This window comes from Chryseobacterium sp. CCNWLW53, from assembly GCF_037083525.1.
GTDB classification, from domain to species: Bacteria; Bacteroidota; Bacteroidia; order Flavobacteriales; family Weeksellaceae; genus Chryseobacterium; species Chryseobacterium lathyri.
On sequence record NZ_JBAOJR010000002.1, the window covers coordinates 1 to 13,724 of the forward strand.

Annotated in this window: 12 protein-coding genes; 11 read left to right on the plus strand and 1 reads right to left on the minus strand. The window is 36.6% G+C overall.

All coding sequences use genetic code 11. The features are described from left to right. The first annotated feature begins 222 nt into the window (after positions 1–222). The 4 genes from V6R96_RS05050 to V6R96_RS05065 all read left to right on the plus strand — a co-directional run bounded on the left by V6R96_RS05050 (position 223) and on the right by V6R96_RS05065 (position 5,195). Positions 223–1,167 carry a BPSS1187 family protein gene (locus V6R96_RS05050; RefSeq protein WP_336378187.1) on the plus strand — a complete coding sequence of 315 codons (945 nt, stop codon included), beginning with the start codon at positions 223–225 and terminating at the stop codon, positions 1,165–1,167. An 8-nt stretch (positions 1,168–1,175) separates the two neighbouring features. Then, positions 1,176–2,189: an NAD-dependent epimerase/dehydratase family protein gene (locus V6R96_RS05055; RefSeq protein ID WP_336378188.1), complete on the plus strand. Its 1,014-nt coding sequence runs from the start codon at positions 1,176–1,178 to the stop codon at positions 2,187–2,189. Further along, positions 2,186–3,955, plus strand: coding sequence for a long-chain fatty acid--CoA ligase (locus tag V6R96_RS05060; protein WP_336378189.1), 1,770 nt, complete (start codon positions 2,186–2,188; stop codon positions 3,953–3,955). Before V6R96_RS05055 ends, V6R96_RS05060 begins: the two co-directional genes overlap by 4 nt. A 181-nt stretch (positions 3,956–4,136) precedes the next feature. After that, positions 4,137–5,195, plus strand: a complete 1,059-nt coding sequence (locus V6R96_RS05065; RefSeq protein WP_336378190.1) for a diphosphomevalonate decarboxylase — start codon at positions 4,137–4,139, stop codon at positions 5,193–5,195. A gap of 249 nt (positions 5,196–5,444) precedes the next feature. Here V6R96_RS05065 and V6R96_RS05070 read toward each other — a convergent pair whose 3' ends face one another. Further along, positions 5,445–6,107, minus strand: coding sequence for a DUF2461 domain-containing protein (locus tag V6R96_RS05070; protein ID WP_336378191.1), 663 nt, complete (start codon positions 6,105–6,107; stop codon positions 5,445–5,447). Positions 6,108–6,610: 503 nt separating this feature from the next. Between V6R96_RS05070 and V6R96_RS05075 the strand changes: the two genes are divergently transcribed. The 7 genes from V6R96_RS05075 to V6R96_RS05105 all read left to right on the plus strand — a co-directional run bounded on the left by V6R96_RS05075 (position 6,611) and on the right by V6R96_RS05105 (position 13,685). Beyond that, positions 6,611–8,320, plus strand: a complete 1,710-nt coding sequence (locus tag V6R96_RS05075) for a DEAD/DEAH box helicase (RefSeq protein ID WP_111960951.1) — start codon at positions 6,611–6,613, stop codon at positions 8,318–8,320. 149 nt (positions 8,321–8,469) lie between these two features. Beyond that, positions 8,470–9,108: a DUF47 domain-containing protein gene (locus V6R96_RS05080; protein ID WP_040998750.1), complete on the plus strand. Its 639-nt coding sequence runs from the start codon at positions 8,470–8,472 to the stop codon at positions 9,106–9,108. A 19-nt stretch (positions 9,109–9,127) separates the two neighbouring features. Further along, entirely contained in the window at positions 9,128–10,270 is a 1,143-nt protein-coding gene (locus V6R96_RS05085) for an inorganic phosphate transporter (protein WP_111960952.1), read from the plus strand. 103 nt (positions 10,271–10,373) lie between these two features. Then, the gene (locus V6R96_RS05090) at positions 10,374–11,345 is read left to right on the plus strand and encodes a polyprenyl synthetase family protein (protein WP_111960953.1); all 972 of its coding nucleotides are present in this window, start codon (positions 10,374–10,376) and stop codon (positions 11,343–11,345) included. Positions 11,346–11,430: 85 nt separating this feature from the next. Further along, positions 11,431–12,390: a GSCFA domain-containing protein gene (locus V6R96_RS05095; protein WP_336378192.1), complete on the plus strand. Its 960-nt coding sequence runs from the start codon at positions 11,431–11,433 to the stop codon at positions 12,388–12,390. After that, positions 12,383–12,910 (plus strand): DUF4269 domain-containing protein, encoded by a 528-nt coding sequence (locus V6R96_RS05100; RefSeq protein WP_336378193.1) that lies wholly within the window; start codon positions 12,383–12,385, stop codon positions 12,908–12,910. Before V6R96_RS05095 ends, V6R96_RS05100 begins: the two co-directional genes overlap by 8 nt. Positions 12,911–12,914: 4 nt before the next feature. Next, positions 12,915–13,685 (plus strand): TatD family hydrolase, encoded by a 771-nt coding sequence (locus V6R96_RS05105; RefSeq protein WP_336378194.1) that lies wholly within the window; start codon positions 12,915–12,917, stop codon positions 13,683–13,685. Positions 13,686–13,724 lie beyond the last annotated feature (39 nt).

The window sequence follows — 13,724 nt, forward strand, 5'->3', positions numbered from 1 at the left end:
GAATTTTTCTGGTTAGATAACTTAACGGAGGAAAACCTGATTTCCAAAAGTATCGCAGACGTTCTCTGCGACAAAGCACCAAGAAGAAATAATAGGATTTTGGTATAAATAAATCTAATTTTCAACAATTCCTAAAAAGTCATAAAATTTAAGCAACAGCCATGCAAAAATACTTTTATCATTAGCTAAAATACTACCTTTGTGAAATAAGCACATAAAGGAATGAAAAAAGGTATTAGTAGGAACATTCTGGTTATAATTATAGCTTTAATGTATGTTCCTGTAATGGTAACAGCACAAAAAAATATAGATTCAGCTGTTTACAAAATAATTAAAGTGAAACCAAGCAAGCTAGATCAATCTGTCCGGATGGCGGACGATCCCCATATTGTTTTTTATGATCCAAAAGTAAAAAATAATAAAATTTTGCTTTGGCTTACAGGAACAGGAGGAACAACAAAACATATTCCCGAATTATTTATCAATACAGCTTTAGAAAGCGGGTATAGAGTAATTGCACTTTCGTTTATCTCTGAACCGGGAGTTTCTCAGGTTTGCATAGGGGATACTTTAAATTCAGATACAGATTGTGCTGCTGAATTTAGAAGGATGAGAATTTACGGAACGCCCGCTTTTTCTTTAATTCCGGATAAGCCTCAGGATGCAATAGTACCCAGGCTGACAAAACTATTACAAAGCCTTTCAAAATCTGATCTTCAGGGAGGCTGGTCTGCCTATCTGAAAAATGAAAATCCTGATTGGAACAAAATTGCCATTGCCGGACAGTCACAGGGCGGAGGTATGGCAGAATTTATTGCTCAGAATAATTCTGTAGACAGGGTTATTAGCTTTTCAGGCGGTTGGGATTATTCAGATTCTAAAGAGAAAAAAATTGCCAGCTGGTATTTTAATAAAAGCAAAACACCGGTAGAGAAATGGTATGCCGCCTATCATATTGATGAAGTAGCTGCTAAATCTTTAATAGAAATATGTACCGCATTAAAAATCCCAAAAGATCATATCTTTGCCTTAGATAAAAAAATAGACTTTTCATTAGAGAATCCCAATAAAGGAAATAAAAAGAATCCTTATCATACAGAAGGTATTAAAAATACGATATATAAACCTGTATGGCAGACAATGCTTGGGAGCGGAAAAATAAATTAAATCAGTAAATGATATTTGTAACAGGAGCAACGGGAATTTTGGGTAGAGTAATCGTTTTGGAACTTTTGAAAAGAGGAAGAGACGTACGTGCCTCCAAAAGACCGGGCAGCAATTTGAACGATGTAAAACATTCTTACGGCTTCTATACGGAGAATCCCGAAGATCTTTTTAATAAGATCGAGTGGGTAGACGTAGATTTTGATAATCTTGATTCCCTTCAAAATGCATTGAAAGGGATAGATGAGGTTTATCACTGCGCCGCAAAAGTAAGTTTCCATCCTCATGATGCAAAAGAAATGTACCATACCAATGTAAAAGGTACAGAAAATCTGTTGTTTGCCTGCGAAGGTACAGAAGTGAAAAAATTTCTGCACGTAAGCACAATTGCTGTTTTGGATGTTTTTAATGAAAAAGGAGAACTGGACGAAACTTCAGAATTTAATCCCAAAGAAGAACATTCTGCTTATGCTGTTTCCAAACATCTTGCTGAAATGGAAGTCTGGAGAGCGTCTGCTGAAGGGCTGAACACCATAATTGTGAATCCGGGAATGATCATCGGAAGTGGAAACTGGGGACAGAGCAGTGGAGATATATTTCCTACGTTTGAAAAAAACGGCTTTACATTTTCAGGGGGAACCAGTTATATAGACGTTAGAGATGCTGCTCGGATTTCCATTGAGCTCATGGAAAGGAATGCTTTCGGAGAACGTTTTATTCTTATTTCCGAAAATAAAAGATATGCAGAGCTAGGAAAACAGATCAGATCACAGCTTGGTCTGAAAGAAGCGAAAATCCTTACAAAATCTCAATTGAGCCTGGGGAGATTTGCCAATATCCTTTTTGGATGGCTGATTCCGAAGCTGAGAATCATCACCAAATCAAATGTTGAATCCATATCATCGCTCAATACCATTTCCAACCAAAAAATTAAAAAAGAACTTGATTATCAATTTATTCCTGTGAAGGACAGTATTGATTTTCATCTTAAAAATTATATTAACGACAAAAAGCTGAATTCATGAATCTTGCAGCAGCAATTATCCTTAAAAATGTAGAAAAGCATCCGGTAAAATCAGCGATAGGCTTTAAAAAGAAAGATGAGGCGTGGAAAGAACTGAGCTGGAAAAAATTCGGTGAAATCGTTTTTAAAACAGCCAATGCACTAAAAAATGCAGGAATTCAGGAAAATGATAAAGTAGCCATTTATTCAGATAATTCCTCTGAATGGATGATTTTTGATCTGGCCTCAATGGCCATTGGTGCGGTTACCGTACCTGTTTACTCTACCAATAATGCAGAGCAGGCAGAATATATTATTAATGATTCCTCTGCAAAGGCTGTGCTTGTTGGCAGCCAGGAGCAGTATGATGCCTGTCTGGAGTTGTTGCAGAAAGAAGAAAATCAATTGGAAACCATTATTGTTTCCAAAAAATCTGTCTGGATCAAGAAAGAATTCAATAGTTTTTACCTCGAAGATTTCATTGCCAAATCTTCTCCTAAACTGGAGATCTGTAAAAAAGAATATGACGATACAGCAACCCTGATCTATACTTCCGGAACTACAGGAACTCCAAAAGGCGTAATGCTTACTCATGGCAATTTCATCAAAGCTTTCGATTCCCATTTTGAATTTTTTAAATTCAAAAATTTTGAAGAAGAACTGTCATTGGCATTTCTTCCATTAAGCCATGTTTTCGAAAGAAGCTGGAGCCTGCTTTGTTTGTATGGTGGTGCGAGAGTTTATTTCTTAGAAGATCCAAAAAATATTGCCAAAACTCTGGAAGAAGTGAAACCTACCATGATGTGTGCGGTGCCGAGGTTTTTCCAGAAAGTATATGCCGGTGTTCTCGAAAAAGCAGAAGAAGGTTCATCATTGAAGAAAAAAATCTTCGATTGGGCATTGGCAACAGGATGGCAGACCGCAGAACTGAGAAGAAACGAAAAACAGATTCCTCTCGGGTTAAAACTGAAAGAATCCGTGGCAGATATGTTGGTGTTCAGCAAAATTAAAGAAAAGATGGGCGGAAGGCTGTGGTTCTTACCTTGTGGAGGAGCCTCTCTTTCACCGGAAGTTACAAAATTCTTTGACTCGGTGGGAATTCACGTAACAGTAGGCTATGGGTTGACGGAGACTACCGCTACACTGACGCTTTTCCCATTAACCCATTTCGAGCACGGAACAAGCGGAAAACCTTTGCCGGGTGTAGAAATCCGTATCGGAGAAAATGACGAGATCCAGGCTAAAGGAAACGGGATTATGAAAGGCTATTACAATAAACCTGAAGAAACACAGAAAGTTTTCACGGAAGACGGATGGTTCAAAACCGGGGATGCCGGAAAATTTGATGATAAAGGAAACCTGATCATCACAGACAGGATCAAAGACCTGATGAAAACATCCAACGGAAAGTATGTAGCCCCACAGCAGATCGAGAATCTTCTTACCAATAATAATTTTATCCAGCAGATCATGCTTGTAGCAGAAGGCAGGCAGTTCGTTTCAGCTCTTATCGTTCCTAACTTCGAGTTTCTGCAGGACTTTATGAAGAAAAACAATATTCCTTTTACCAACTGGGAAGAAGCGGTGGAAAATGAGAAAATCATTGCTTTATACAAAGAAAAAATTAAAGAACTGCAGGTTCACCTGGCGGATTTTGAAAAAGTGAAAAAATTCACATTAATGCCTGCTGAATTTGATATCAATACAGGCGAAATTACGCCTACATTGAAGGTCAAAAGAAATGTGGTTCTTAAAAAATATGCAGATATTATAGAAAAAATGTATTAAAATAAAACGATCTAAATCGCAAAAGACGCAAACGGTTTTTCAATAAAAAATCAGAGATTTTTGAAAACTTAAGTGGTCTAGAATAGACCGTTTTATTTAACTTTATCAATAACTCAAGTGTTAAGATTCTTTTGTGACTTTTGTGGTTAAATAAAAGCGTTTTACCATTTTAAATCAGACTATGACAACACAAGAATTCCTAGGAAAACAAAATTTCACCATTCATACTCAGACAGTTTCAGAAAGCTGTCCATCCAATATTGCCCTGATCAAATACTGGGGCAAATACGATAATCAGATTCCTGCAAATCCAAGCATCAGTTATACATTGAATCATTGTAAGACCAATACTTCTATAGAATTTCTGGCAGATGAACCTTTCTCTGTTCAGACTTTCCTGTCAGGAAATGAGGAGGTGAAATTTGCTGAAAAAATAGAAAAGTATTTTAAAAATATTGAACAGTATCTTCCATGGATTCTGAAAGGAAAATACATCATCAAAACAGAAAATACCTTTCCCCACAGTTCCGGGATTGCGAGCTCTGCTTCTGGGTTCGGAGCCATTGCCAAATGCCTGATGAAGCTGGATGCAGAATTTTCAGGAGATCAATCTGAAGAAGAATCATTAAGAAAAGCATCATTTTTAGCAAGATTAGGAAGCGGAAGTGCATGCAGAAGTCTATACAATGGATTGGTGGTCTGGGGAACATCAGATGAGGTAGCAGGAAGTTCAGATCTGTTTGCGGTAAAATATCCGGATACCGAAATTCATGATATATTTAAAAGCTTCAACGACTGGGTGCTGTTGATCCATGAAGGCCAGAAAAGTGTTTCCTCAACGGTAGGACACGGCTTGATGAATACCAATCCTTATGCTGAAAGAAGATTTCAGGAAGCAAGAGACAATTTTGTTCCGATGAAGGAAATTCTTAAAAGCGGGGATATGGAACGGTTCATCACATTGGTAGAACATGAAGCACTTACTCTTCACGCCATGATGATGATGAGTGATCCTGCTTTTATCCTGATGAAAACCGGAACACTGGAAGTGATCAATAAGATCTGGGATTTTAGAAGAGAAACGGCTCTTCCGCTATTCTTCACACTGGATGCAGGAGCTAATGTTCATCTTCTATTCCCTGACAATGGATCTGAAGATACAATCAAAGCATTTATCGAAACAGAATTACTGCAGCATACCCAGAAAAATGGAGTAGTGAAAGATGTAATGAAGTTTTAAGAATAAAGAATATCAATATCTGTTTGATCTGCTAAATCTGCGAGTGCAAAAAGTTTCTCGCAGATTTAGCAGATCAAGCAGATTCTTTTTAATACTAATCTTAATTAAAATGTATTGATTAAGGTATCATATCTCTGCTTCATCAAATCAATGCAATTGATTCCCTCTTTGCAGGTTTAAAATTACAAGGTTAAAAATTATCCTTTGCGTTAAAAAATATGTAGTACGCAAAGAAAATTAATCAAAATTTTATTGAAAGGGGGCATTCAGGAAATCATTAAAAGGCTTCATAAGCTTAAAGATCTTAGTGATGTTTTTTATGGCTTTTTTATCCAGAATTTCTTCGTCTTTTAAATAATAAATCACAATAAAATTCTTTAATTTCAGATATTCGCCCATTGGATCTTCTTTCTCAAATCCCTGAGGAATTTTTTTCAGTTTATCATCCTGATCCAGCTCTGGGAAATGCTTTTTGAAGTCTTTTTGATTGATGATCTTAAGGAAATCGTCGCCATATAACGAAATTTCTTTCCTTACTTCTTTCAGGACAGACGATTCCGGCATATAGATACCGCCTGCAAGAAAAGACTTTCCTGGTTCCATATGAAGATAATAGCCTCCTTTCTGGCTTCCTTTGCCCATTCCCAGAGATGCTCCAAAATTGGTTTTGTATGGTGATTTGTCTTTTGAAAACCTTGTATCCCTGTAAATTCTAAAGAGTGATTTTTTACCATCAATTTTTCCTAATTCTTCATCAAAACCGGACATTTCTTTGATCAGTTCATCAAGGAAGGTAATAACATTTTCCTGTGCCTCGGTATAAGCGGCTTTATTTTCATTAAGCCATTCACGGTTGTTGTTAACGGTTAGGTTTTTTAGAAATGTCAGTGTTTCCGGATTTATACTATTCATGTTTTTAATGTTTAATATGATGTGCTGTTGAATTTATTTTAAACCAAGTTAAAAAATAAAGTTATGCTGACCAAAATTATATACTGCAGTCTATACCTTAAAATAAAAGCAGGCAATTCCTGCAGTTTTAAAAAATAAATATAATACTTAAAATAACCGGAAGTAAAGAAAATTATGCTTAACTATTGAGTGATCAATATCTAAAAACTGCGGCAGCTAAAGGAAATAACGCGGTTGGGAAAGAAAGGTAATTTTAAAGAAAAATTTACCATGAATAATGTTATTTTTGAAAATTCATAAATAATACCAAAAAAATCAATCCAATTTAATAAAAAAAAATAATATTTAACATGTTTTTAATGCAGACCGTGTTTTTTTGGATTTAATTTTTTAAAAATTAAGAAATTATTAAAGGATTCTGAATTAAAGTTTACATATTTAAAACTTTATTCAAAAACAAATCAAATATTTGTTGTATCTTTGCAAAAATTTTAAAATATTTAATGAATTTATTTACGGAGTCCAATTTAAGTCCTGACATCCTTAAGGCAGTTGGCGAACTGGGTTATGAAAGCCCGACAGAAATCCAAAAACAGACTATCCCTTTCATTCTTTCAGATATTCGCGATTTGATCGCACTTGCGCAGACAGGGACAGGCAAAACAGCAGCGTTTTCGCTTCCGATTTTGGATATGATTGACGAAACGAGTCGCAAAATCCAATTTTTGGTCCTTTGTCCGACACGGGAATTATGTCTTCAGATTTCTAAAGACATAAAAAATTATTCCAAATACATGAAAGACATCAAAACCACAGCGGTTTACGGTGGAAGCAGTATTATGGATCAAATTCGCTCTTTAAAGGACAAGCCACAAATTATTGTAGGTACTCCTGGTAGAGTAATTGACCTTATCAACAGAAAAGCACTTGATTTTTCTGCCATTCATTGGTTAGTTTTAGACGAGGCTGATGAAATGCTTTCTATGGGTTTCAAAGATGAATTGGAAACAATTTTAAGCGAAACACCGGACACAAAGCAAACTTTCTTATTCTCGGCAACGATGAACAAAGAAGTAGAGAGAATTTCTAAAAATTATCTTACCAATCCGCACCGTATTTCTGTAGGTTCTATTAACGAGGTTAAAAAGAACATTAAGCATGAATACTATGTAGTGGGTTACCGTCAGAAAAAAGAAGCTCTTAAGAGATTAATTGATGCAAACCCTAACCAGTATTCTATTCTTTTCTGCAGAACAAGAATGGAAACTCAGGAAGTCGCAGATTTCTTGATGCAGAATGGTTATGCGGCTGATGCTCTTCATGGAGATCTTTCCCAGGCACAGAGAGATACGGTAATGAAGAAATTCAGACTGAAAAACATTGATATCCTTGTTGCAACTGACGTTGCTGCAAGAGGTTTGGATGTGAACTCTTTAACCCACGTGATCCATTATTCTTTACCTGATGATCCGGAAGTATTCGTTCACAGAAGCGGAAGAACCGGAAGAGCTGGAAAAGACGGTATTTCAATGGCATTAATAAAGCCGGAAGAAAGCAGAAAGCTGAAGCAGATCAAATCTGCAACTAAGATTGATATTGTAGAAAAATTTATTCCAACGGGTGATGATATTATCAAAGCTCAGGTTGGAGGAGTTTTTGAAAAACTATTTACAGAACACGAAGAAGATATATTTGAATTCAACGACAGTTTGATTCCTGATCTAAGTGCTTTCACTAAAGAAGAACTTGTTCATAAATTGTTACAGTTCCAGTTGAAAGATCTTGCGCTGTACTACAAAGATAAGCATGACCTTGTTGAGCAGAAGTTCAGTACCAGAGATGATGATTATTCAAGAAGAGACAGAGGACGCGACAGGGATAGAGACAGAGGAAGAGAACGTGGAGATCGTGATACCAGAGGAAGCAGAGATAGCAGAGACCGTGGTGGAAAACCTAGAAGAAAGGACGAAAACATGGTAAGATTCTTCTTCAACCTTGGGAAAAAAGATCAGTTGAAAAAACTTGATGTATTAGATATCATCAATAAAGCAACAGCCGGGAAAAGCAAAAAAAGAGCGGAAATCGGTGATATTGAAATCCTGGAGAAATTCTCTTTCTTTGAAGTGGAAAAATCATTCCAGGAAAATGTAATGAGCAATATTCCTTCAATGAAATTTAAAGGAAAAGAAATGAGAGCTGAAGTAGCAAACTAAGGCATCTCAAGATATATAAAACCGGCTTTTGGCCGGTTTTTTTATTTGATAATCAAGTGTTAACCTAATGTTAACAAAACTTAATGTTATATTGTTTCAGGGCAAATCCTTTTTTAGGAAATTTGCACTCAAATTATAAATACATAAAAATGGGAATTGGTAATATTTTCCACGCTTTTCAACCAAAAGATAAAATCTTCTTTGTGCTTTTTGAAAAAGTAACGGAGAACCTAGTGGCAATGTCTGAAGACTTTAATAACGGTATCAAAGATTTCGATCTTAATGATGATACAATGTTAAAAAGAATGAGTGACTACGAGCACAAAAACGACGAACTTACCCATGAGATCTTTGTTGAATTAGGAAAAAACTTCATTACGCCGTTCGACCGTGAAGATATTCACACCCTGGCAACCGGCCTTGATGATATCGCTGATTACATCTACGCTTCCACAAAATACATCTTCCTATACAAATCGCCTGAAATGAAGGCTTATTCAGATTTTTCATTACTGATCCACAAAGCTTGTCTTGAGATCCAGAATGCAATGAAAAACCTAAAAGGATTCAAAAATATGGACCAGGTAAAAGAAGCATGTATCAAAGTGAACTCTATTGAAAACATTGCAGATGACCTGCTTTCCAACTCAATGGTAGATCTTTTTGAAACTAATGATGCCATTAACATTATCAAAGTTTCATCTGTACTTAATTATCTTGAAATAGTAACTGACAAAGCAGAAGATGTTGCCAACACGATTGAGAACATCATGATTAAATACGCTTAAACAATTATAACTTACAGAAATGGAATTTCCGATTTTACTTACGGTTATTATTGCTTTGGCATTAATTTTCGATTATATTAATGGTTTTCATGATGCGGCCAATTCAATTGCAACCATTGTTTCCACAAAAGTTTTAAGCCCTTTTCAGGCTGTACTTTGGGCAGCACTCTGGAACTTCGCAGCCTTCTTTTTAGCAGCCTATGTGATAGGTGAGTTCAGGATAGGGAATACAATTGCTAAAACAGTGAATGAGAATTTCATCACGCTTGAAGTAATATTTTCAGGTCTTTTAGCGGCAATCGCATGGAATCTTTTAACATGGTGGTTTGGTATCCCGTCTTCATCTTCCCATACCCTTATCGGAGGATTTTTAGGAGCGGCTCTGATGCATGCTTTTATGCTGGACTATCACGATGTAGTAGCGACACAACCTAACCTGGGATTGTTTGATACATTATCACAGGCTTTTCATCAGTTAACAACTCAGAGTGTTGTGAAATTTGATAAAGTAATTCCTATTTTCCTGTTCATTTTCATGGCTCCTGTGATAGGGATGGTAATCTCGATCATCATTACATTAATTATTGTTCACCTTTACAAAAGATCAAACCCGTACAAAGCAGACCAGTCTTTCAAGAGATTGCAGCTTGTTTCCTCAGCACTTTTCAGTGTAGGACACGGTCTGAATGATGCTCAGAAAGTAATGGGAATTATTGGGGCAGCCCTTATTTACTATCACGTGGAGATGCTTCATGATCCGGTATATCTTAACATTCCGTCTGCCGGTCGTTTTGACTACTTTGCACAGCATTATCTTTGGGTTCCTTTGGTGTCATTCCTTGCAATTGGTTTAGGAACTATGAGTGGCGGTTGGAAGATCATTAAAACAATGGGAACGAAAATTACAAAAGTGACTCCATTAGAAGGAGTAAGTGCTGAAACTGCAGGAGCGATCACGCTTTTTATTACAGATCAGCTTAGTATTCCTGTATCTACAACACATACCATCACCGGTTCTATCATTGGGGTAGGATTAACGAAGAGAATTTCTGCTGTAAGATGGGGAATTACGGTAAGCCTTCTTTGGGCCTGGATATTAACGATTCCAATTTCAGCAATTGTGGCTGCGGTTACTTATCTTGCAGTAACGTTTCTGTCTTAATTTAAATGTTCAAATACATCATATAAACTTTGTCCCTCTGGACAAAGTTTTTTGTTTTATAAAGCCTTGAAAAATTGTATTTTTGTTTAAACTATTAAATTTTATGGAATTTTTAGACAGATACCAGCAGATCGTTGCTGAAGCCATCACTAAGTATACTTTCAAAGACAAGCCTGCGGAACTCTACGATCCGATGAACTACATCATTTCCCATGGCGGGAAGCGTCTTCGTCCTATTATGGTGCTAATGGCCTGCGACCTTTTCGGGGGAGACCTTAAACAGGCTATAAAACCTGCGCTGGCCATTGAATTTTTCCATAACTTCACGCTTATCCATGACGATATTATGGATGAGGCTCCTTTAAGAAGAAATAAACCTACCATCCATACCCTTCATGGGATCAACGTTGGGATCCTTTCCGGAGACGGGCTGATGCTGAAAGCTTATAAGTTTTTCGAAGACCTTGAGCCTGAAATTTTCAAAGCATGTATCAGGATCTTTACCCATACAGGACTTCTTCTGTGTGAAGGACAACAGTACGACATCAATTTTGAAACTCAGGAGAATGTAACGTATGATGACTACATCAGAATGATTACTTATAAAACAGGAGTTCTGAGTGCATCTTCCTTTGAAATAGGGGCACTTATTGCAAAAGCTAATTTTAAAGATGCCAAGGCTATATTCAACTTTGGAAAGCATATTGGTATTGCGTTCCAGATTATGGATGATTATCTTGATGTATTTGGAGACCAGGCTCAGTTTGGGAAGAAACATGCCGGGGATATTTATGAAAATAAAAAAACAGTGCTGTATCTTTTAGCCAGAGAACATGCAACAGATGAAGAAAGAAGAGAGCTGGACCATTGGTATGGTAAGAAAACTGATAATATTGATAAAGTATATGGTGTTGAAAAGATCTTCAGAAGAACCAAAGTGGATGAAAAAGCATTGCGTCTGATCGAAAAGCACAATGAAATAGGGCAGAGCTACCTTGAGAAGATCAATATTCCAGAAGAAAAGAAAAAACCTTTCATAGAACTGGCTAATTATCTGTTAAGAAGAGAGAGTTAAATAAAGGTAGTAGGAATTAGGGTGTAGGGATTAGTTATTTATTGTAGCTTCCTAACCCTGATTTCTAATTCCTAATCCCTTATTAATGAAATTCAGAACTGAAGTTGACATTCCGGAGTCAGAAAAAAAGATTGATATTGAAGATAAAATATTTTCAATAGGATCTTGCTTTGCTTCAGAAATGGCAGATTTGCTGGGTCAGGGGCAGCTTCAGACGGTCAACAATCCGTTCGGAACTATTTTTAATCCGTTTTCGATCAGTAATGCTGTTAAAAGACTCCATGATTCAGAGTTTTATACAGAAGATGAGCTGATTACTTTTAACGATGAATTTATCTCCCTGGACCATCACAGCAGCTTCGACAGAAGATATGTTCATCAGACTCTGGACAGGATTAATATGGGGATAGAAGTAGGAAACAGGTTTTTGCAGGATGCAGGGTGGGTGATCATTACGTACGGAACTTCATTTATTTATGAATTTATCCCGAAAAAAAAACTGGCTGCCAACTGCCACAAAATCCCACAGAAGTTTTTTGAAAAACGGTTGCTTTCCCATCAGGAACTTACAGATTCCATTTATAATACAGTTTTAAACCTGAAAGATATCTGCAGGGATGATGTACAGATCCTCTTTACTGTGTCACCTGTACGTCATACCAAGGATGGAATGATTGAGAATCAGCTCAGCAAATCCAAGCTGATCACCGCTGTTCATGAAGCACTTTTGCAGCTGGAAAACTGCCATTACCTGCCCATTTATGAAATACTGATGGATGATCTGCGTGATTACCGTTTTTATAAGGAAGATATGATCCATCCGACATCGCAGGCTGTCAGTTACATTTTTGATAAATTCGGAGAAGCCTATTTCTCAGATGAGACAAAAAGTTTTATCAAAGAAAATTTTAAGATCAGTAAAGCACTGGAACATAGAATTGATGATGAAAAGGATCCGAAGTATATTGAATTTAGAGAAAAATTAAATCAAAGAATTGAAGTTCAGAGGGAAAAAGTAAGGCATAAAATTTTTATAAATGATTGATTTCACGAACCTTGATTATTTGAAATCCGGAAACGAAAGGCAAAAAAGGACTTATGAAGTTCTTGAAAAATATCAGATCTTTGAGAAATTAAAGCTCTATTCTCCAGTTCTTGCCGGAACTATTCCGATTGAAATTGATATTGAAAACAGTGATCTGGATATCATTTGTGAAGTTGATCTTGAATTTGAAGAAGATTTTCTCGATAATATCACGGCTAGCCGATTAGTTCCTGTGGATACTGAAGTGAAAATTGAAAATATCATTATTAACGGAGAAAAAAGCATTATTCTGAACTTTATGCTGGAAGAATTTCCAATAGAGATTTTCGGCCAGAACAAACCCTCACTTGAACAGAATGCTTACCGGCATATGCTGGCTGAATATAGAATATTAAAAGAAAAAGGAGCAGATTTTAAACATAAAATAATAGAACTTAAGAAACAGGGAATCAAGACTGAACCGGCTTTCGGTTTACTGATGGACTTGAAAAACCCGTATGAAGATCTGTTAAAATTTTAAGACAATGATTGATACCCATACGCATTTATACGCTGAAGAATTTGATGAAGACAGAAAAGAAGCTATTCAAAGAGCTGTAGATAAAGGAATCACAAAATTTTATCTTCCTGCCATTGATTCGGAATCCCATGAAAAGATGCTTCAGCTGGAAGCTGAATATCCAGGGCAGATCATTTCCATGATGGGGCTTCATCCGTGTTATGTAAAGCCTGAATCCTGGGAAAAAGAGCTTGATATCGTTAAAAATTATCTGGATGAAAAGGATTTTCCGGCAATAGGAGAGATCGGAATCGACCTTTACTGGGATAAAACAACACTGGATATCCAGATTAAAGCCTTTGAACAGCAAATCGACTGGGCTATAGAAAAGGATCTTCCTATTGTGATTCATACAAGAGAAAGTTTTGATGAAACATTCGAGGTTCTGGAAAGAAAAAAGCATCCGAAGCTTCGTGGAATTTTTCACTGCTTTTCGGGAGATCTCGAACAGGCAAAACATGCCATTGATCTGAATTTTATATTGGGAATAGGCGGAGTTGTGACGTTCAAGAATGGGAAGATTGATCAGTTTCTGAATGAAATTCCTCTGGACAAGATCGTTCTGGAAACAGATTCACCTTATCTGGCTCCTGTTCCGCACAGAGGAAAAAGAAATGAAAGCTCTTACCTGGACCTCGTAGCCGGAAAGCTGGTGAATATCTATGGTAAGGATTTTTCTGAAATTGATAAAATCACTACTGAAAACGCACGTCAACTATTTGGTGCAGAAGAATAAATGATTAATTGTAATGAAAAGACATTCTGCCATTTAGTT

Excerpts from the sequence above, each read along its gene's own strand:
- V6R96_RS05050 (WP_336378187.1), top strand. The coding sequence starts at position 223 with ATGAAAAAAGGTATTAGTAGGAACATTCTGGTTATAATTATAGCTTTA.
- V6R96_RS05055 (WP_336378188.1), top strand. The coding sequence starts at position 1,176 with ATGATATTTGTAACAGGAGCAACGGGAATTTTGGGTAGAGTAATCGTT.
- V6R96_RS05060 (WP_336378189.1), top strand. The coding sequence starts at position 2,186 with ATGAATCTTGCAGCAGCAATTATCCTTAAAAATGTAGAAAAGCATCCG.
- V6R96_RS05065 (WP_336378190.1), top strand. The coding sequence starts at position 4,137 with ATGACAACACAAGAATTCCTAGGAAAACAAAATTTCACCATTCATACT.
- V6R96_RS05070 (WP_336378191.1), bottom strand. The coding sequence starts at position 6,107 with ATGAATAGTATAAATCCGGAAACACTGACATTTCTAAAAAACCTAACC.
- V6R96_RS05075 (WP_111960951.1), top strand. The coding sequence starts at position 6,611 with ATGAATTTATTTACGGAGTCCAATTTAAGTCCTGACATCCTTAAGGCA.
- V6R96_RS05080 (WP_040998750.1), top strand. The coding sequence starts at position 8,470 with ATGGGAATTGGTAATATTTTCCACGCTTTTCAACCAAAAGATAAAATC.
- V6R96_RS05085 (WP_111960952.1), top strand. The coding sequence starts at position 9,128 with ATGGAATTTCCGATTTTACTTACGGTTATTATTGCTTTGGCATTAATT.
- V6R96_RS05090 (WP_111960953.1), top strand. The coding sequence starts at position 10,374 with ATGGAATTTTTAGACAGATACCAGCAGATCGTTGCTGAAGCCATCACT.
- V6R96_RS05095 (WP_336378192.1), top strand. The coding sequence starts at position 11,431 with ATGAAATTCAGAACTGAAGTTGACATTCCGGAGTCAGAAAAAAAGATT.
- V6R96_RS05100 (WP_336378193.1), top strand. The coding sequence starts at position 12,383 with ATGATTGATTTCACGAACCTTGATTATTTGAAATCCGGAAACGAAAGG.
- V6R96_RS05105 (WP_336378194.1), top strand. The coding sequence starts at position 12,915 with ATGATTGATACCCATACGCATTTATACGCTGAAGAATTTGATGAAGAC.